Here is a 16,522-nt window from a genome sequence, read left to right as displayed (position 1 = left end):
GATGGCACTCAAGCATTATAACCCGACCTCGCCGGCGCAGCGCGGCCTGATCCTCGTCGACAAGTCGTCGCTGTGGAAGGGCAAGCCCGTCAAGGCGCTGACCGAAGGCAAGCGCAAGACCGGCGGCCGCAACAACAAGGGCCACGTGACCTCGCGCGGCATTGCGGGCGGCCACAAGCAGCGCTATCGCTTCATCGACTTCAAGCGTCGCAAGTGGGACGCCGAGGGCACGGTCGAGCGGCTGGAATACGACCCGAACCGCACGGCGTTCATCGCGCTGATCTCCTATGCGGACGGCGAGCAGGCGTACATCATCGCGCCGCAGCGGCTTGCCGTCGGTGACAAGGTGGTCGCGGGCAAGAAGACCGACGTGAAGCCGGGCAACGCCATGGAGCTGGCGCAGGTCCCGGTCGGCACGATCGTCCACAACGTCGAGATGAAGCCGGGCAAGGGCGGCCAGATCGCGCGTTCGGCGGGCACCTACGTCCAGGTCGTCGGTCGTGACCGCGGCATGGTCATCGTCCGCCTGAATTCGGGCGAGCAGCGCTACATCCACGGCGACTGCATGGCGACGGTCGGTGCGGTGTCCAACCCGGACAACCAGAACCAGAACCTCGGCAAGGCCGGTCGTTCGCGCTGGATGGGCTCGCGCCCGCTGACGCGCGGCGTGGCGAAGAACCCGGTCGACCACCCGCACGGCGGTGGTGAAGGCCGGACCTCGGGCGGTCGCCATCCGGTGACGCCGTGGGGCAAGCCGACCAAGGGTGCGCGCACGCGCCACAACAAGGCGACGGACAAGATGATCATCCGTAGCCGTCACGCGAGGAAGAAGTAATGGCGCGCTCCGTCTGGAAGGGCCCGTTCGTCGAACTGAGCCTGCTCAAGAAGGCCGAAGCCGCGCAGGACGCCGGTGGCCGCGCGCCGATCAAGACCTGGTCGCGTCGCTCCACCATCCTGCCGCAGTTCGTCGGCCTGACGTTCTCGGTCTACAACGGCCGCAAGTTCGTGCCCGTCTCGGTCAACGAGGACATGGTCGGCATGAAGCTCGGCGAATTCGCGCCGACCCGCTATTTCCCGGGTCACGCGGCTGACAAGAAGGGCAAGCGCTGATGAGCAAGCCTGCATCCCCCCGCAAGGTCGGCGAGAAGGAAGCGCTGTCGGTCGGCACGCAGATCCGTGGTTCGGCGCAGAAGCTGAACCTGGTCGCGGGCCTGATCCGTGGTCGCACCGCCGCCGACGCGATGAACATCCTGGCCTTCTCGAAGAAGGCGATGGCGGTCGACGCGCGCAAGGTGCTGGCCTCGGCCATCGCCAATGCCGAGAACAACCACAACCTCGACGTCGACGCTTTGGTCGTCGCCGAGGCGTCGGTCGGCAAGTCGATCACCATGAAGCGGTTCGCCACGCGCGGCCGCGGCAAGTCCACCCGCATCCTGAAGCCGTTCTCGCGGCTGCGGATCGTCGTGCGCGAGCAGGAAGAAGCGTAATGGGTCACAAGAGCAACCCGATCGGTCTGCGCCTGCAGATCAACCGCACCTGGGACAGCCGCTGGTTCGCGGAAGGGCAGGACTATAAGAAGCTGCTGCTCGAGGATCTGAAGATCCGCGAGTACATCCTGAAGACGCTGCCGCAGGCGGCGATCTCCAAGGTGGTGATCGACCGTCCGGCCAAGCTGTGCCGGATCTCGATCTTCGCCGCGCGCCCCGGTGTCATCATCGGCAAGAAGGGCTCGGACATCGAGAAGCTGCGCAAGACGCTCGGCGCGATGACCAGCTCGGACGTGTCGCTGAACATCGTCGAGATCCGCAAGCCGGAAGTCGATGCCAAGCTGATCGCGCAGGGCATCGCCGACCAGCTGGAGCGTCGTATCGCGTTCCGCCGCGCCATGAAGCGCGCGGTGCAGTCCGCGATGCGCCTGGGCGCCGACGGCATCAAGGTGTATTGCGGTGGTCGTCTGGGCGGTGCGGAAATCGCGCGCTCGGAGAGCTACCGCGAGGGCCGCGTGCCGCTGCACACGCTGCGCGCGAACATCGACTACGCCCATGCCGAGGCGCACACCGCGTACGGCGTCTGCGGCGTGAAGGTGTGGGTGTTCAAGGGCGAGATCCTCGGCCACGACCCGCTCGCGACCGACCGCCTCATGATGGAGGCACAGACCTCCGGCGTGCGCCCCGCGCGCGACGACCGTCGCTAAGGAATACCGGACATGTTGCAACCGAAGCGCACCAAGTTCCGCAAGGCGTTCAAGGGCCGTATCCACGGCGACGCCAAGGGCGGCACGTCGCTGAACTTCGGCTCCTACGGCCTCAAGGCGATGGAGCCGGATCGTATCACCGCGCGCCAGATCGAGGCGGCCCGCCGCGCGATCACGCGTCACATCAAGCGCCAGGGGCGTCTGTGGATCCGCGTGTTCCCGGACGTGCCGGTGTCGAGCAAGCCCGCCGAAGTCCGCATGGGCTCGGGTAAGGGTTCGCCGGAATTCTGGGCGGCGCGCGTGAAGCCGGGCCGGATCCTGTTCGAGCTCGACGGCGTCGAGGGCCAGCTGGCTGCGGAGGCGTTCAGCCGCGCCGCGATGAAGCTGCCGATCAAGACCAAGGTCGTGGCGCGCCTCGGCGACACCTCGCACCTGGGAGGCGAGTAAGATGGCGAACAAGACCGACTATAACGGCCAGAGCGACGACCAGCTCGCCGAGAGCCTGGGCAACCTGAAGCGCGAGCAGTTCAACCTGCGCTTCCAGGCGGCGACGAGCCAGCTCGAGAAGCCGAGCCGCGTGCGCGAGGTCCGCAAGGACATCGCCCGCATCAAGACCCTGCAGGCGCAGCGCAACGCTGCCGCTGCGGCCAAGTAAGAGGACGACGCACATGCCGAAGCGCGTGCTGACCGGAGTGATCGTCTCCGACAAGGGCGAGAAGACGGTGGTCGTGAACGTGGAGCGCAAGGTCAAGCACCCGCTCTACGGCAAGATCATCCGCCGTTCGAAGAAGTACCACGCCCATGACGAGGCGAACGAGTACAAGCAGGGCGAAACGGTGCGCATCGAAGAGATCGCGCCGATGTCCAAGCTGAAGACCTGGAAGGTCCTGGACCGCGTGAACACGCACGTGGCGCCGGAGCGGGTCGACGTCGACGCGTAAGCGTCGATGACCGAGTGCCTCGCACCGTTTCGTGCAGGGTCCGGCCACGGCCGGAGACCACATGAGCGGGCGGGGGACGACGTGGGGGCGGGGGCTTGCCTTCTCCCTTCGGAGCGGTTACCGGACCGCTCCCCCTGGCGCGGGTCATGCCCGCCGCCGGGGGTCGTTTTTTATAGGCGGGGTTGGGTCGGTATCCACCCCATGAGCGAGAAGGAAGCGGATCAGTGATCCAGATGCAATCCAATCTCGACGTCGCTGACAACAGCGGCGCGAAGCGGGTGCAGTGCATCAAGGTGCTTGGCGGGTCCAAGCGCCGCACGGCCAGCGTCGGCGACATCATCGTCGTCAGCGTCAAGGAAGCGCAGCCGCGGGGCCGCGTGAAGAAGGGCGACGTTCACCGCGCGGTGATCGTGCGTACCGCCAAGGACATCCGTCGCGCCGACGGTTCGGTGATCCGTTTCGACGGCAACGCCGCGGTGCTGGTCAACAAGAACGAGGAGCCGATCGGCACCCGTATCTTTGGCCCGGTGGTGCGCGAACTTCGTGGCAAGAAGCACATGAAGATCATCTCGCTGGCTCCGGAGGTGCTGTAATGGCTGCCGCGAAGATCAAGAAGGGCGATCAGGTCATCGTCCTGTCCGGCAAGGACAAGGGCAAGACCGGCACCGTGACCGCGTCGATGCCGCGTGACGGCAAGGTGATCGTGGGCGGCGTCAACGTCGCGACGCGCCACCGCAAGCCGAGCCAGGCGAACCCGCAGGGCGGCCTCGAGAAGGTCGAGGCTCCGCTGCACATCTCGAAGGTGGCGCACGTCACCGCCGACGGCAAGCCGACCCGCGTCCGTTTCGAGACGCAGGACGGCAAGAAGGTCCGCGTGGCCGTCAAGACCGGGGAGAAGATCGATGGCTGACGCCTACAAGCCCCGCATGAAGGCGATCTACGACGATCGCATCGTCGCGGCGATGACCGAGAAGTTCGGTTACAAGAACGCGCTGGAAATCCCGCGCATCGAGAAGATCGTGCTCAACATGGGCGTGGGCGAAGCGACGCAGGACAAGAAGCGCGTCGACCAGGCCGCGTCGGAGATGGAGCTGATCGCGGGCCAGAAGCCGGTGATCACCAAGGCGAAGAAGTCGATCGCGCAGTTCAAGCTGCGCGAGGGCATGCCGATCGGCGTCAAGGTGACGCTGCGTCGCGAGCGCATGTACGAGTTCCTCGATCGCTTCATCACCATCGCGCTCCCGCGCGTCCGCGACTTCCGCGGGCTGAACCCGAAGAGCTTCGACGGTCGCGGCAACTATGCCTGCGGCATCAAGGAGCAGATCGTGTTCCCGGAGATCAACTATGACCGCATCGACAAGGTGCGCGGCATGGACGTGATCGTGACCACGACCGCGAAGACCGACGACGAGGCGCGCGAGCTGCTGCGTCTGTTCGGCTTCCCGTTCCCGCAGGAAGAGACGACGGCCGATGCGCCGCGTCAGGCTGCGTAACAAAGAGAGCTTAAGTCCATGGCGAAACTGAGTTCCGTGAACAAGAACGAGCGTCGCAAGAAGCTGGTGGCGCAGTATGCGCCCAAGCTGGCGAAGCTGAAGGCGCAGGCCAACGACCAGTCGCTCGACGAGACCGAGCGTCTCATCGCGCGGCTGAAGATGGCCGAGCTGCCGCGCAACGCGAACCCCACGCGTATCCGCAACCGCTGCGCGCTGACCGGTCGTCCGCGTGCGTACTACCGCAAGTTCGGGCTTGCCCGTGTGATGCTGCGCGATCTGGCCAACAAGGGCCTGATCCCGGGTCTCACCAAGTCGAGCTGGTAAGGACGTAACATGGCAGTGACCGATCCCCTGGGTGACCTGCTCACCCGTATCCGCAACGGCCAGCGCGCGCGCAAGGACAGCGTCCTGTCGCCGTCGTCGAAGCTGCGCGTCCGCGTGCTCGACGTGCTCCAGCGCGAAGGCTACATCCGTGGCTATTCGGAGGAGCAGATGGGCCCCGCCGCCGGCGTGCGCATCGAGCTGAAGTATTTCGAGGGCCAGCCCGCGATCAAGCACGTCGCGCGCGTCTCCAAGCCCGGCCGCCGCATCTACAGCGGGTCGCAGGACCTGCCGCGCGTGATGAACGGCCTGGGCATCACCATCGTCTCGACGCCGCGCGGCGTGCTTTCCGATGCGGAAGCGCGCGAGCAGAACGTCGGCGGCGAAGTGCTGGCGGAGGTGTTCTGATGAGCCGCATCGGCAAGAAGGCGGTCCCGATCCCCTCGGGCGTGACCGCGACCCGCACCGGCAACGAGCTGTCGGTCAAGGGCCCCAAGGGCACCCTGACGATGCCGCTGTCGGACCTCATCTCGTACGACGTGCAGGGCGATTCGATCGGCGTGCAGCCGGCGAACGACACCAAGCGCGCGCGCGCCTTCTGGGGCATGCAGCGCACGATGGTGCAGAACCTGGTGACCGGTGTGACCGACGGCTTCAGCAAGAAGCTGCTGATCACCGGCGTCGGCTACCGCGCCGCCGCGCAGGGCAAGACCCTGAAGCTGCAGCTCGGCTACAGCCACGACGTCAACATCGACGTGCCGGAAGGCATCGAGGTGAAGACGCCGGACGCGACCACCGTCGAGATCAGCGGTGCGGACAAGCAGAAGGTGGGCCAGCTGGCCGCCGAGATCCGCCGCTGGCGCAAGCCCGAGCCGTACAAGGGCAAGGGCATCAAGTACGCGGGCGAGTTCATCTTCCGCAAGGAAGGGAAGAAGAAGTGACCAAGGGTCTTTCGCTTTTCGAGAAGCGGCGTCGCCGCAACCGTACCGCGCTGCGCGCGCGGGCGGGCACCCGTCCGCGCCTGTCCGTGCACCGCTCGGGCAAGCACATCTATGCGCAGGTCATCGACGACGCGCAGGGCCGCACCGTGGCCTCGGCGTCGACGCTGGCCGGGCACGAGGGCAAGACCGCGAATGCCGAGGCGGCTGCCGCCGTCGGCAAGCGCGTGGCGGAGGCCGCCAAGGCCGCCGGCGTCACGCAGGTCGTGTTCGATCGTGGCGGTTTCCTGTTCCACGGCCGCGTGAGGGCGCTGGCCGAGGCGGCGCGCGAAGCCGGACTGGAGTTCTAAGAGATGGCTGACGAGAACAACCAGCAGCCGCAGGCTGTGGAGAATGCCGACGCCGGCGCGCCGCAGGATGCGGGGCAGCAGCACGGCGGTGGCGAGCGCGGTGCGCGTGGCGGCCGCGGTCGCGGCGGCCCGGGCGGCGGCCGTGGCGGTCCGGGTGGCGGACGCGGCGGCCGTGACGGTCGTGGCGGGCGTCGCGACGACCGTCGCAACCAGGACGACGGCGGCGAAGAGCTGATCGAGAAGCTGGTCCACATCAACCGCGTCTCGAAGACGGTGAAGGGCGGCAAGCGCTTCGGCTTCGCGGCGCTGGTCGTGGTGGGCGACGGCAAGGGTCGCGTCGGCTTCGGTCACGGCAAGGCGCGCGAGGTGCCGGAGGCGATCTCGAAGGCGACCGCTGCCGCGAAGAAGAAGATGATGCGCGTGCCGCTCAAGGAAGGGCGCACGCTGCACCACGACGGCAACGGCCACTTCGGTGCCGGCCGCGTCACCGTCCGCTCGGCGCCGCAGGGCACCGGGATCATCGCGGGCGGCCCGATGCGCGCCGTCTTCGAGAGCCTGGGCGTCCATGACGTCGTGACCAAGTCGGTCGGCACGTCGAACCCGTACAACATGATCCGCGCGACGTTCGAGGCGCTGGGCAACCAGACCTCGCCGAAGGCGGTGGCACAGCGTCGCGGCAAGAAGATCGCCGACCTGCTGGGCCGCGCCCACGGTGCCGATGCGCAGACTGCCGAGGCGGAAGCCGCGGCCGTGGTGGAGTAAGGCGACATGGCGACCATCAAGGTGAAGCAGACCGGATCGCCGATCCGGCGCACCAAGGACCAGCGCGCGACCCTCGTCGGGCTGGGCCTGAACAAGATGCACAAGGTGTCCGAGCTCGAAGATACCGAGTCGGTCCGCGGGATGATCCGCAAGGTGCAGCACATGGTCGAGGTGGTGGAGGGCTGAGCCCTTCGTCACTTCACCCGTGACAAGACGACGGAAGGGGGCTAACCGGCCCCCTTCCTCATTTCAGCGCGACAAAAGCGAAAGCGAGTGCATATCATGAAGCTCAACGAACTCAGCGACAACCAGGGCGCCCGTCACCGCAAGATCCGCGTCGGTCGCGGCATCGGCTCGGGCAAGGGCAAGACCGGCGGTCGCGGCCAGAAGGGCCAGAAGAGCCGCGAAGGCGTGTCGATCGCCGGCTTCGAGGGCGGTCAGATGCCGCTCCACATGCGGCTGCCGAAGCGCGGCTTCAACAACATCTTCGCCAAGGATTATGCCGAGGTGAACCTGGGCGCGATCCAGAAGGCGATCGATTCAGGCAAGCTGACCGGCACCGACATCGACCACGCCGCGCTGAAGGCCGCTGGTCTGGCGCGTGGCGGCAAGGACGGCGTCCGCGTGCTCGCCAAGGGCGAGTATTCGGCGAAGCTGAACTTCACCGTCGCGGGCGTTTCGGCGTCGGCGCGCGAGGCGATCGAGAAGGCAGGTGGCTCGGTCACCGTGCCGGAGATCGTGCCGGCCGCGGAGAAGGCCAAGGCCAAGCACCGCACCGCGCAGGCCGCGCGCAAGCAGGCGTAACGCCATCGCAAAGGGGGGGCGCGGCATCTGTCGCGCCACTTTCGCGTTTCCGGATCGATGCGGCACAGCGCGGCGTCACCGTTCCGGGCCCGGCTTTCCGACTTCGACGGCTCACCGGGTTAGACAAGGCGCGCCAAGCGCCTATATGAGCGGCGGGGCGGTACAAACGCATCCCGCCGTTCTTCGTTTCCAGGATACACCGACACGATGGCATCCGCAGCCGACCAGATGGCGCAGAGCATCAGCCTCGCGAAGTTCTCGCAGGCTACCGACCTCAAGAAGCGACTGTGGTTCACGATCGGCGCGCTGATCGTCTTCCGTCTGCTCAGCTACGTGCCGCTGCCGGGGATCGACCCGACGCAGCTCGGCGTGCTTGCCGAGCGGATGAAGGGCGGCGTGCTCGACTTCTTCAACACCTTCTCGGGCGGTTCGCTGTCGCGCGCGTCGCTGATCGCGCTGGGCGTGATGCCGTACATCACGGCGTCGATCGTCGTGCAGCTGGCGACGTCGCTCAGCCCGCAGCTCGCCGCGATCAAGAAGGAGGGCGAGTCGGGGCGCAAGAAGCTCAATCAATATACCCGCTACGGCACCGTCGCGCTGACCGCGGTGCAGGGCTATTTCATCGCCCGCGGGCTGGAGGCCGGCGGCGCGGTGATCGAGCCGGGGATGCTGTTCCGCGTGGGCGCGGTCATTTCGCTGATCGGGGGCACGATGTTCCTGATGTGGCTGGGCGAGCAGATCACCAGCCGCGGCATCGGCAATGGCGTATCGCTCATCATCATGGCCGGCATCGTCGCGCATCTGCCGACGACGCTGCTCAACCTGCTGGAGGGCGGGCGCTCGGGATCGACCAGCGCGGTGTCGATCATCGCGATCATCCTGGTCGTCGTCGGGCTGATCCTGCTGATCTGCTTCATGGAGCGTGCGCAGCGCCGCATCCTGATCCAATATCCCAAGCGCCAGACGCAGCGCGGGATGCAGGCGGACCGCAGCCACCTGCCGCTGAAGATCAACACCGCGGGCGTGATCCCGCCGATCTTCGCCTCGTCGCTGCTGCTGCTGCCGCTGACGATCACGCAGTTCGCGGGCAACCGCGTCGCAGGCGAGAGCCGCTTCGGCGATATCCTGATCGGGCTGAACCAGTATCTCCAGCACGGCTCGCCGGTCTATATGGCGCTCTATGCCGCGGGCATCATCTTCTTCTCGTTCTTCTACACCGCGGTGGTCTTCAACCCGGAGGAGACGGCGGAGAATCTGAAGCGCTACGGCGGGTTCATCCCCGGCATCCGTCCGGGCAAGAACACCGAGAGCTATTTCGACTACGTTCTGACGCGCATCACGGTGATCGGGGCGGCGTACCTGACCTTCATCTGCGTCGTGCCCGAATATCTGGTGTCGGCGCTGTCGATCCCCTTCTATCTGGGCGGCACCTCGCTGCTGATCGTCGTCAACGTCACGATGGACACGGTGACGCAGATCCAGTCGCACCTGCTGGCGCACCAGTACGGCGACCTCATCAAGAAGGCGAAGCTGAAGGGCGCGCGCCGCCGCTGAGGCATGACGCCCGACAGGGACGGGCGAAAAGGGGAGAGTTCGGTGAACATCATTCTGCTCGGGCCGCCGGGGGCGGGCAAGGGAACCCAGGCGCAGCGGCTGGTCGAACAGCACGGGCTGGTGCAGCTGTCGACCGGCGACATGCTGCGCGCCGCGGTCAAGGCCGGGACCCCGGTCGGATTGCAGGCCAAGGCGGTGATGGAAGCCGGCGAACTGGTCAGCGATGCGATCGTCTCCGCGCTGATCGGCGAGCGGCTCGACTCGGGCACCGCGAACGGCGCGATCTTCGACGGCTACCCGCGGACCGCCGCGCAGGCTGAGGCGCTCGACCTGCTGCTCGACGAGCGCGGGCAGAAGCTCGATGCGGTGATCGAGCTGGAGGTCGACGAGGATGCGCTGGTCGAGCGGATCGTCGGACGCTTCACCTGCGCGAACTGCGGGACGGGCTATCACGACCGCTTCAAGCAGCCGAAGGTCGAGAGGACCTGCGACGTGTGCGGCGCGCACGAGTTCAAGCGTCGGCCCGACGACAACGAGGACACCGTGCGCACGCGCATGGCCGAATACCGCGCCAAGACCGCGCCGATCATTCCGATCTACGAAGCGCGCGGGCTGGTGTCGCGCGTCGACGGGATGGGCGCGATGGACGCGGTGACCGCGCAGATCGAAGCCATCCTGAAAACGGCGCCAGCGGCATAAGTGACCGAAAGTTCATGGTCGCGTAACGCCGCGGTGGGGTAAGGGCGCGTAGAGACGATCGGGAGGCGGCGAGAAACCCGCTGCCCCATCGCTCCTCTCCCCCGAGGCGATGGCACTGATCGTCGCCCGAACTCCCGACAGGGCGACGATGGCCGGCGGAGGTTCCCTGTCCTCCGCCGGCCCTTTCGTATGTGCCGGTCAGCATCCGGCGCCCCGTTCCGTTCGCACTGAGTCCGTCGAAGTGCGTGTTTTCCAGGCGCTCCGCCCGGCGCCCGTGCTTCGACGAGCTCAGCACGAACGGTTGGGGGGAGCCGCAAAGCCTGCGAAGGAGGTAGCGGCGCGCCACTGGCTCCTGCATGACGGGGCGGATGGATGCGCTTTCCGCCTTCGGCCTGTTCGCCGTCAGCTTCACGCTGATCTGCTATGCAATGGAGGCGCGGGCAGCCTATTGGACGTTGCTGTTCGCGATCGGCTGTCTTCTGGGATCGGCGTACGGGTTCCTCCAGGGGGCGTGGCCGTTCGGACTGGTCGAACTGGCCTGGTTCGTCGTCGCGATGCGGCGCTGGTGGCAGTTACGGGTGATCGAGCGTGCCGGCACGACGGGCGGTGGGGAACCCATTGCTTGACACGACGTTACCGCGCGCCTAACGGCTCTCTCTTCCGAACCACCGATTCCCGGCGGCATGTACGTGCTCGCCGTCTTGCCGCGTCCGCGGGCAAGGCAACGGGGCGCGGCGGAGCGGAAGGTCAATGCGACGAGATGGGGTGCGTGGCAGCCATGCCGCATCCCGTGGAGCACAGGAGAACGAGTTCATGGCACGTATCGCGGGTGTCAATATCCCGACCAACAAGCGCGTTCTGATCGCGCTGACCTATATCCACGGCATCGGTCCGGCCAAGGCCAAGGAAATCACCGAGAAGCTGAACATCGCCGCCGATCGCCGCGTGCAGGACCTGAGCGATCAGGAAGTGCTGCAGATCCGCGAGACGATCGACGCCGACCACACGGTCGAGGGCGACCTGCGTCGCGAGACCGCGATGAACATCAAGCGCCTGATGGATCTGGCCTGCTATCGCGGCCTGCGTCACCGCAAGGGCCTGCCGGTCCGCGGCCAGCGCACGCACACCAACGCGCGCACCCGCAAGGGCAAGGCGAAGCCGATCGCCGGCAAGAAGAAGTAAGCGCCAGCGCTTCTTCCTCTCCGTTGGCCGGTTGCAGGCTCACGCCTCCCGGCCGCGTTGTAAGATAAGGTCAGGAATACCATATGGCACAGGCACCGCAGCGCATCCGTCGGCGCGAGCGCAAGAACATCACCGCAGGCGTCGCGCACGTGAACGCCAGCTTCAACAACACCATGATCACCATCACCGATGCGCAGGGCAATGCGATCAGCTGGTCGTCGGCCGGCATGATGGGGTTCAAGGGCAGCCGCAAGTCGACTCCGTACGCGGCGCAGGTCGCCGCCGAGGACGCGGGCAAGAAGGCCGCCGAGCACGGCGTCCGCACGCTCGAGGTCGAGGTGAAGGGTCCGGGTTCGGGCCGCGAGTCGGCGCTGCGCGCGCTGCAGGCGGTCGGTTTCCAGATCACGTCGATCCGCGACGTGACCTCGATCCCGCACAACGGCGTTCGCCCGTCCAAGCGCCGTCGCGTCTGACGATCACGCTTCGCGTGGCCGCTGACGAGCGGCCACGTTCATTACCCGGCCGCACGCGTCCCCCGCGTTCGGCCCAACCCCAGGGGACGAGAGCTTGTCTGTCAACGCAAAGAACTGGCAAGAACTGAAGAAGCCCAACCAGCTCGAGAAGAAGAGCGGTGACGGCAAGCGCAAGGCGACCTTCGTCGCCGAGCCGCTGGAGCGCGGCTTCGGCCTGACGCTTGGCAACGCGCTGCGTCGCGTGCTGCTGTCGTCGCTGCAAGGCGCGGCGGTGACCTCGATCAAGATCGAGAACGTGCTCCACGAGTTCAGCTCGCTGGCGGGCGTGCGCGAGGACGTGACCGACATCGTCCTGAACGTGAAGCAGATCGCGCTCAAGATGCAGGGCGAAGGCCCGAAGCGGCTCCAGCTTTCCGCCACCGGTCCGGCCGAGGTGAAGGCGGGCGACATCGCAGTGTCGGGTGACATCGAGGTGATGAACCCCGAGCTGGTCATCTGCCACCTCGACGAGGGCGCGACGTTCAACATGGAACTGACCGCCGACGTCGGCAAGGGCTATGTCGCGGCGGTGAACAACCGTCCGGCGGATGCGCCGATCGGCCTCATCCCGGTCGACGCGCTCTACTCGCCGGTGCGGCAGGTATCGTACAAGGTCGACCCGACCCGCGTCGGGCAGGACCTCGATTACGACAAGCTGACGCTGACGATCGAGACCGACGGCACCGTGACTCCGGAAGACGCGGTCGGCTATGCCGGTCGCATCCTCCAGGACCAGCTGGCGCTGTTCGTCCACTTCGACGATTCGTCGGTCACCCGCTCGGCGCCGATCGGCGTCGCGGCGCCGGCGGCGACCGGTGGCGAGGTTCCCAGCGACACCGCGCAGATCAACCGTTACCTGCTCAAGAAGGTCGACGAGCTGGAACTGTCGGTCCGTTCGGCCAACTGCCTCAAGAACGACAACATCATCTATATCGGCGATCTGGTCGGCAAGACCGAGGCCGAGATGCTGCGCACGCCGAACTTCGGCCGCAAGTCGCTCAACGAGATCAAGGAAGTGCTGTCGTCGATGGGGCTGCGGCTGGGCATGGAAATCCCCGGCTGGCCGCCCGAGAACATCGAGGAAGTGGCGAAGAAGCTCGAGCAGGAGATCATGGGCTAAGCCGCACGCGGATGGCGATGCTATCCGCGATACGGCGTAAGCCCGGCCGGCGGGAGCCGAACGGCTCCCGACCGACGACGCGGCTCCGCCGCGTCGCCCCCCGGCCAGATCTCGCTGCCAACCGGCGTTCCGAACGCCGGACCAGACAAGGGCCCCTGCCTCCCGCAGGGGCGACGGTTTTCCCGGTGGGCCCAACCGTCCCCACCAGGCCCGGGGTACCTCGCACGGCCCCCTGACGAACGAGAAGGAAGACGATCATGCGCCATCGTGTAGGCGGTCGTAAGCTGCAGCGTACCTCGGCACACCGCATTGCGCTGTTCCGCAACATGTCGGCCGCGCTCATCAAGCATGAGCAGATCACCACCACCGTCGCCAAGGCGAAGGAACTGCGCCCGTATATCGAGAAGCTGGTGACGCTGGGCAAGAAGGGCGGCCTGTCAAACCGCCGTCTGGCGCACGCGCGGCTGCTCGACGACGCGCAGCTGGTGAAGCTGTTTGACGTGCTCGCCAAGCGCTACGCCGACCGCAACGGCGGCTACACCCGCATCATCAAGGCGGGCATCCGCGCCTCGGACGCGTCGCCGATGGCGATCATCGAGTTCGTCGACCGTGACGTCTCGGCGAAGGGCCAGGACTCGGGTCCGGTCCTGAACGACGACGAGGATTTCGACGCCGCCGCCTGATCGGGCGACATCGTCGAGGCAAAAGGCCGCTCCGGCAACGGGGCGGCTTTTTTCGTTGTCCCCGTCATTCCCGCGCAGGCGGGAATCGGGACGCTCAGGTGTTGCGCTTCCTTCGAGACCGCATGGGATCTGGATTCGTGCCTGCGCGGGAATGACGGATGGGGTGACACCGGGCCATCCACTCCATATACGATTCGTATGTTGATAACGCCGTGGAGAACATGCGTGGGCATTGTGAAGATCGACGACCAGCTGCACGAGGAGGCGCGCCGCGCCAGCGCGGTGATGTGCCGCTCGATCAACGCGCAGGCCGAGTTCTGGATGAAGATCGGGATGCTCGCCGAGGCCAATCCGACGCTGTCCTTCAACGAGATCATCGCGCGCGAGCGGACGGCGGACGCCGCGTGATCCCGATCAAGACGCCGGCCGAACTCGACCTGATGCGCGAGTCGGGCCGCCTCCTCGCGCGCGTGTTCACGATGCTCGATCGCCAGGCGCTCGCCGGCCAGTCGACGCTGGCGATCAACGACTTGGTCGAGCGCTACATCGTCGACGAGCTTCACGCCCGCCCCGCCAGCAAAGGGCAATACGACTTCGCCTTCGTCCTCAACAGCTCGATCAACCAGGTCGTCTGCCACGGCGTGCCCGATGCCGGCGACATCGTCCGCGACGGCGACATCGTGAACCTCGACATCACCCTGGAAAAGAACGGCTTCATCGCCGACAGCAGCAAGACCTATCTGGTCGGGGAAGTCGCCGCCCCGGCACGCCGGCTGGTCCGCATCGCGCAGGAGGCGATGTGGAAGGGGATCGCGCAGGTCCGCCCCGGCGCCCGGCTCGGCGATGTCGGCGCCGCGATCGACCGCCACGCCAAGCAGCACGGCTGCTCGGTCGTGCGTGATTTCTGCGGCCACGGCATTGGCCGCGAGATGCACGAGGCGCCCGAGGTGCTCAACTACGGCCGCCCCGGCACCGGCGTGGTGCTGCGCGAGGGGATGACCTTCACCGTCGAGCCGATGGTCAACCAGGGCACGCGCAAGCTGGTGACCCGCGACGACGGCTGGACGGTCGAAACCGGCGACGGCAAGCTTTCCGCGCAATTCGAGCATACCGTCGCGGTGACCGCGACCGGCGTCGAGGTGCTGACGCTGCGGGAGGGCGAGGCAGTGCCCAAGGGCATCCGCTGACCTCTTTCCCCCCGCGCGCCATCCCGCTACAGGCCCGCCATGGAGCATCCCGACAACATCCTCATCGTCGATTTCGGCAGCCAGGTGACCCAGCTGATCGCGCGTCGCGTGCGCGAGGCGGGGGTTTATAGCGAGGTCGTCCCCTTCCAATCCGCCGCCGAAGCGTTCGCACGGTTGCAGCCGAAGGGCGTGATCCTGTCGGGCGGCCCCGCGTCGGTGGTCGACGAGAACAGCCCGCGCGCGCCGCAGGCGATCTTCGATGCGGGCGTGCCCGTCCTCGGCATCTGCTACGGCCAGCAGGTGATGAACACCCAGCTCGGCGGGCGCGTCGAAAAAGGCATGTCGGGCGAGTTCGGCCTCGCCTTCGTCGCCGTCGATCAGCAATGTGCGCTGTTCGACGGGCTGTGGCAGTCGGGCGAGAAGCACCAGGTGTGGATGAGCCACGGCGATCACGTCGCCGAACTCGCACCGGGCTTCACGCCGGTCGCCTCGTCGCCCGGCGCGCCGTTCGCGATCACCGCCGACGAGGAACGCCGCTTCTACGGCATGCAGTTCCACCCGGAGGTCGTCCACACTCCCGACGGCGCCAAGCTGATCGCCAATTTCGCGCGCCACGTCTGCGGGCTGGCGGGCGACTGGACGATGGCGGAGTTCCGCAGCGTCAAGATCGCCGAGATCCGCGAACAGGTCGGGGACAAGCGCGTGATCTGCGGCCTGTCGGGCGGGGTCGATTCGGCGGTCGCGGCGGTGCTGATCCACGAGGCGATCGGCGAGCAGCTGACCTGCGTCTTCGTCGACGGCGGCATCCTGCGCGAGGGCGAGGCCGAGCAGGTCGTCGGGCTGTTCCGCGGCGCCTACAACATTCCGCTGGTGCATGTGCAGGCGCAGGACCTGTTCATGAACGGCCTGGCCGGCGTCACCGACCCCGAGGCGAAGCGCAAGTTCATCGGCAAGACCTTCATCGACGTGTTCGAGGCGGAGGCCAAGAAGATCGGCGGTGCGGACTTCCTCGCGCAGGGGACGCTCTATCCGGACGTGATCGAAAGCGTCAGCTTCACCGGCGGCCCGTCGGTGACGATCAAGAGCCACCACAATGTCGGCGGCCTGCCCGAGCGCATGAACATGAAGCTCGTCGAGCCGCTGCGCGAGCTGTTCAAGGACGAGGTGCGCGCGCTGGGCCGCGAGCTGGGGCTGCCCGACGTGTTCGTCGGCCGCCATCCGTTCCCCGGGCCGGGGCTCGCGATCCGCATTCCGGGAGAGGTGACGAAGGAGCGCTGCGACATCCTGCGCAAGGCCGATGCGATCTACCTCGAGGAGATCCGCAACGCCGGGCTGTACGACACGATCTGGCAGGCGTTCGCGGTGCTGCTGCCGGTGCGGTCGGTGGGGGTGATGGGCGACGGGCGGACCTATGACAGCGTGCTGGCGCTGCGCGCGGTGACGTCGGTCGACGGCATGACGGCCGAGGCGTTCCAGTTCCCCGGCGACTTCCTGCCGCGCGTCGCGACACGGATCATCAACGAGGTGAAAGGCATCAACCGCGTCACCTACGACTACACCTCCAAGCCCCCCGGCACGATCGAATGGGAATGATGACGACTCACGACCATGCGGGGCATGGTCGTGGCGTCATCATTGGTGCCGCAAGGCACCGATTGGCCACGAGCTAAACGGCGCGGGGGCATGGTCGCGGCCGGATCACCCGGCGTCGCAAGATGCCGTTCACACGCGCATAACTCGCCGCCGCTCGTGCTGAGCCTGTCGAAGCACGTTTGCCGCGCG

27 protein-coding genes are annotated in these 16,522 nt (G+C 66.9%); all 27 read left to right on the top strand.

Translation table 11 applies throughout. The annotated features are described in order from the left end of the window. Window position 1 precedes the first annotated feature (1 nt). Window positions 2-835: a 50S ribosomal protein L2 gene (rplB, locus tag J2Y58_RS03715; RefSeq protein ID WP_310098836.1), complete on the top strand. Its 834-nt coding sequence runs from the start codon at window positions 2-4 to the stop codon at window positions 833-835. Next, window positions 835-1,110, top strand: coding sequence for a 30S ribosomal protein S19 (gene rpsS / locus J2Y58_RS03710; protein WP_198352437.1), 276 nt, complete (start codon window positions 835-837; stop codon window positions 1,108-1,110). The genes rplB and rpsS overlap by 1 nt, the downstream gene beginning before the upstream one ends. Then, window positions 1,110-1,487 carry a 50S ribosomal protein L22 gene (rplV, locus tag J2Y58_RS03705; protein WP_310098833.1) on the top strand — a complete coding sequence of 126 codons (378 nt, stop codon included), beginning with the start codon at window positions 1,110-1,112 and terminating at the stop codon, window positions 1,485-1,487. Before rpsS ends, rplV begins: the two co-directional genes overlap by 1 nt. Further along, window positions 1,487-2,194, top strand: coding sequence for a 30S ribosomal protein S3 (gene rpsC, locus J2Y58_RS03700; protein WP_310098829.1), 708 nt, complete (start codon window positions 1,487-1,489; stop codon window positions 2,192-2,194). Before rplV ends, rpsC begins: the two co-directional genes overlap by 1 nt. A gap of 12 nt (window positions 2,195-2,206) precedes the next feature. Continuing rightward, complete coding sequence (rplP, locus tag J2Y58_RS03695) at window positions 2,207-2,641, top strand: 50S ribosomal protein L16 (RefSeq protein WP_310098826.1); 435 nt, start codon at window positions 2,207-2,209, stop codon at window positions 2,639-2,641. A 1-nt stretch (window position 2,642) separates the two neighbouring features. After that, a complete protein-coding gene (rpmC, locus tag J2Y58_RS03690) occupies window positions 2,643-2,849 on the top strand; it encodes a 50S ribosomal protein L29 (RefSeq protein WP_310098824.1) in 207 nt (68 codons plus the stop codon). Between the two features lie 13 nt (window positions 2,850-2,862). Next, window positions 2,863-3,135 carry a 30S ribosomal protein S17 gene (gene rpsQ, locus J2Y58_RS03685; protein ID WP_310098821.1) on the top strand — a complete coding sequence of 91 codons (273 nt, stop codon included), beginning with the start codon at window positions 2,863-2,865 and terminating at the stop codon, window positions 3,133-3,135. A 224-nt stretch (window positions 3,136-3,359) separates the two neighbouring features. Continuing rightward, window positions 3,360-3,728, top strand: a complete 369-nt coding sequence (gene rplN, locus J2Y58_RS03680; RefSeq protein ID WP_007406105.1) for a 50S ribosomal protein L14 — start codon at window positions 3,360-3,362, stop codon at window positions 3,726-3,728. Beyond that, window positions 3,728-4,045 (top strand): 50S ribosomal protein L24, encoded by a 318-nt coding sequence (gene rplX / locus J2Y58_RS03675; RefSeq protein WP_310098818.1) that lies wholly within the window; start codon window positions 3,728-3,730, stop codon window positions 4,043-4,045. Before rplN ends, rplX begins: the two co-directional genes overlap by 1 nt. Continuing rightward, entirely contained in the window at window positions 4,038-4,628 is a 591-nt protein-coding gene (rplE, locus tag J2Y58_RS03670; RefSeq protein ID WP_310098815.1) for a 50S ribosomal protein L5, read from the top strand. Before rplX ends, rplE begins: the two co-directional genes overlap by 8 nt. Before the next feature lie 18 nt (window positions 4,629-4,646). Beyond that, window positions 4,647-4,952 (top strand): 30S ribosomal protein S14, encoded by a 306-nt coding sequence (gene rpsN, locus J2Y58_RS03665; RefSeq protein WP_028966611.1) that lies wholly within the window; start codon window positions 4,647-4,649, stop codon window positions 4,950-4,952. Window positions 4,953-4,961: 9 nt separating this feature from the next. Then, a complete protein-coding gene (rpsH, locus tag J2Y58_RS03660) occupies window positions 4,962-5,357 on the top strand; it encodes a 30S ribosomal protein S8 (protein WP_028966610.1) in 396 nt (131 codons plus the stop codon). Beyond that, window positions 5,357-5,890: a 50S ribosomal protein L6 gene (gene rplF / locus J2Y58_RS03655; protein ID WP_310098810.1), complete on the top strand. Its 534-nt coding sequence runs from the start codon at window positions 5,357-5,359 to the stop codon at window positions 5,888-5,890. Before rpsH ends, rplF begins: the two co-directional genes overlap by 1 nt. Beyond that, a complete protein-coding gene (gene rplR / locus J2Y58_RS03650) occupies window positions 5,887-6,237 on the top strand; it encodes a 50S ribosomal protein L18 (RefSeq protein WP_310098808.1) in 351 nt (116 codons plus the stop codon). Before rplF ends, rplR begins: the two co-directional genes overlap by 4 nt. A gap of 3 nt (window positions 6,238-6,240) precedes the next feature. After that, window positions 6,241-6,999 carry a 30S ribosomal protein S5 gene (gene rpsE / locus J2Y58_RS03645; protein WP_310098806.1) on the top strand — a complete coding sequence of 253 codons (759 nt, stop codon included), beginning with the start codon at window positions 6,241-6,243 and terminating at the stop codon, window positions 6,997-6,999. Window positions 7,000-7,005: 6 nt separating this feature from the next. After that, a complete protein-coding gene (rpmD, locus tag J2Y58_RS03640) occupies window positions 7,006-7,185 on the top strand; it encodes a 50S ribosomal protein L30 (RefSeq protein ID WP_028966606.1) in 180 nt (59 codons plus the stop codon). 96 nt (window positions 7,186-7,281) lie between these two features. Further along, entirely contained in the window at window positions 7,282-7,803 is a 522-nt protein-coding gene (gene rplO / locus J2Y58_RS03635; protein WP_310098801.1) for a 50S ribosomal protein L15, read from the top strand. A 207-nt stretch (window positions 7,804-8,010) separates the two neighbouring features. Then, a complete protein-coding gene (gene secY / locus J2Y58_RS03630; RefSeq protein ID WP_310098798.1) occupies window positions 8,011-9,357 on the top strand; it encodes a preprotein translocase subunit SecY in 1,347 nt (448 codons plus the stop codon). Between the two features lie 42 nt (window positions 9,358-9,399). Further along, on the top strand, window positions 9,400-10,056 hold the full coding sequence (locus J2Y58_RS03625) for an adenylate kinase (protein WP_310098796.1): 657 nt from the start codon (window positions 9,400-9,402) through the stop codon (window positions 10,054-10,056). A 356-nt stretch (window positions 10,057-10,412) separates the two neighbouring features. Beyond that, a complete protein-coding gene (locus J2Y58_RS03620; protein ID WP_310098794.1) occupies window positions 10,413-10,682 on the top strand; it encodes a hypothetical protein in 270 nt (89 codons plus the stop codon). A 187-nt stretch (window positions 10,683-10,869) separates the two neighbouring features. Beyond that, a complete protein-coding gene (gene rpsM, locus J2Y58_RS03615) occupies window positions 10,870-11,238 on the top strand; it encodes a 30S ribosomal protein S13 (RefSeq protein WP_310098791.1) in 369 nt (122 codons plus the stop codon). An 83-nt stretch (window positions 11,239-11,321) separates the two neighbouring features. Beyond that, complete coding sequence (rpsK, locus tag J2Y58_RS03610; protein WP_019516037.1) at window positions 11,322-11,711, top strand: 30S ribosomal protein S11; 390 nt, start codon at window positions 11,322-11,324, stop codon at window positions 11,709-11,711. 94 nt (window positions 11,712-11,805) lie between these two features. Further along, on the top strand, window positions 11,806-12,870 hold the full coding sequence (locus tag J2Y58_RS03605) for a DNA-directed RNA polymerase subunit alpha (RefSeq protein ID WP_310098774.1): 1,065 nt from the start codon (window positions 11,806-11,808) through the stop codon (window positions 12,868-12,870). Between the two features lie 257 nt (window positions 12,871-13,127). Beyond that, a complete protein-coding gene (gene rplQ, locus J2Y58_RS03600; protein ID WP_310098771.1) occupies window positions 13,128-13,553 on the top strand; it encodes a 50S ribosomal protein L17 in 426 nt (141 codons plus the stop codon). 225 nt (window positions 13,554-13,778) lie between these two features. Then, entirely contained in the window at window positions 13,779-13,961 is a 183-nt protein-coding gene (locus J2Y58_RS03595) for a ParD-like family protein (RefSeq protein ID WP_310098768.1), read from the top strand. After that, window positions 13,958-14,740 carry a type I methionyl aminopeptidase gene (gene map / locus J2Y58_RS03590; RefSeq protein ID WP_310098766.1) on the top strand — a complete coding sequence of 261 codons (783 nt, stop codon included), beginning with the start codon at window positions 13,958-13,960 and terminating at the stop codon, window positions 14,738-14,740. Before J2Y58_RS03595 ends, map begins: the two co-directional genes overlap by 4 nt. A gap of 39 nt (window positions 14,741-14,779) precedes the next feature. Next, window positions 14,780-16,333: a glutamine-hydrolyzing GMP synthase gene (guaA, locus tag J2Y58_RS03585; RefSeq protein ID WP_310098763.1), complete on the top strand. Its 1,554-nt coding sequence runs from the start codon at window positions 14,780-14,782 to the stop codon at window positions 16,331-16,333. Window positions 16,334-16,522: the final 189 nt, after the last annotated feature.

Origin of the sequence: Sphingomonas sp. BE138 (assembly GCF_031456125.1) — a bacterium.
Taxonomy (GTDB): domain Bacteria; phylum Pseudomonadota; class Alphaproteobacteria; order Sphingomonadales; family Sphingomonadaceae; genus Sphingomonas.
This window is presented reverse-complemented; position numbering and strand designations above follow the sequence as displayed.

Coding starts and splice junctions, on each gene's coding strand:
- rplB (WP_310098836.1), top strand. CDS start 2: ATGGCACTCAAGCATTATAACCCGACCTCGCCGGCGCAGCGCGGCCTG.
- rpsS (WP_198352437.1), top strand. CDS start 835: ATGGCGCGCTCCGTCTGGAAGGGCCCGTTCGTCGAACTGAGCCTGCTC.
- rplV (WP_310098833.1), top strand. CDS start 1,110: ATGAGCAAGCCTGCATCCCCCCGCAAGGTCGGCGAGAAGGAAGCGCTG.
- rpsC (WP_310098829.1), top strand. CDS start 1,487: ATGGGTCACAAGAGCAACCCGATCGGTCTGCGCCTGCAGATCAACCGC.
- rplP (WP_310098826.1), top strand. CDS start 2,207: ATGTTGCAACCGAAGCGCACCAAGTTCCGCAAGGCGTTCAAGGGCCGT.
- rpmC (WP_310098824.1), top strand. CDS start 2,643: ATGGCGAACAAGACCGACTATAACGGCCAGAGCGACGACCAGCTCGCC.
- rpsQ (WP_310098821.1), top strand. CDS start 2,863: ATGCCGAAGCGCGTGCTGACCGGAGTGATCGTCTCCGACAAGGGCGAG.
- rplX (WP_310098818.1), top strand. CDS start 3,728: ATGGCTGCCGCGAAGATCAAGAAGGGCGATCAGGTCATCGTCCTGTCC.
- rplE (WP_310098815.1), top strand. CDS start 4,038: ATGGCTGACGCCTACAAGCCCCGCATGAAGGCGATCTACGACGATCGC.
- rpsN (WP_028966611.1), top strand. CDS start 4,647: ATGGCGAAACTGAGTTCCGTGAACAAGAACGAGCGTCGCAAGAAGCTG.
- rpsH (WP_028966610.1), top strand. CDS start 4,962: ATGGCAGTGACCGATCCCCTGGGTGACCTGCTCACCCGTATCCGCAAC.
- rplF (WP_310098810.1), top strand. CDS start 5,357: ATGAGCCGCATCGGCAAGAAGGCGGTCCCGATCCCCTCGGGCGTGACC.
- rpsE (WP_310098806.1), top strand. CDS start 6,241: ATGGCTGACGAGAACAACCAGCAGCCGCAGGCTGTGGAGAATGCCGAC.
- rpmD (WP_028966606.1), top strand. CDS start 7,006: ATGGCGACCATCAAGGTGAAGCAGACCGGATCGCCGATCCGGCGCACC.
- rplO (WP_310098801.1), top strand. CDS start 7,282: ATGAAGCTCAACGAACTCAGCGACAACCAGGGCGCCCGTCACCGCAAG.
- secY (WP_310098798.1), top strand. CDS start 8,011: ATGGCATCCGCAGCCGACCAGATGGCGCAGAGCATCAGCCTCGCGAAG.
- J2Y58_RS03620 (WP_310098794.1), top strand. CDS start 10,413: ATGACGGGGCGGATGGATGCGCTTTCCGCCTTCGGCCTGTTCGCCGTC.
- rpsM (WP_310098791.1), top strand. CDS start 10,870: ATGGCACGTATCGCGGGTGTCAATATCCCGACCAACAAGCGCGTTCTG.
- rpsK (WP_019516037.1), top strand. CDS start 11,322: ATGGCACAGGCACCGCAGCGCATCCGTCGGCGCGAGCGCAAGAACATC.
- rplQ (WP_310098771.1), top strand. CDS start 13,128: ATGCGCCATCGTGTAGGCGGTCGTAAGCTGCAGCGTACCTCGGCACAC.
- guaA (WP_310098763.1), top strand. CDS start 14,780: ATGGAGCATCCCGACAACATCCTCATCGTCGATTTCGGCAGCCAGGTG.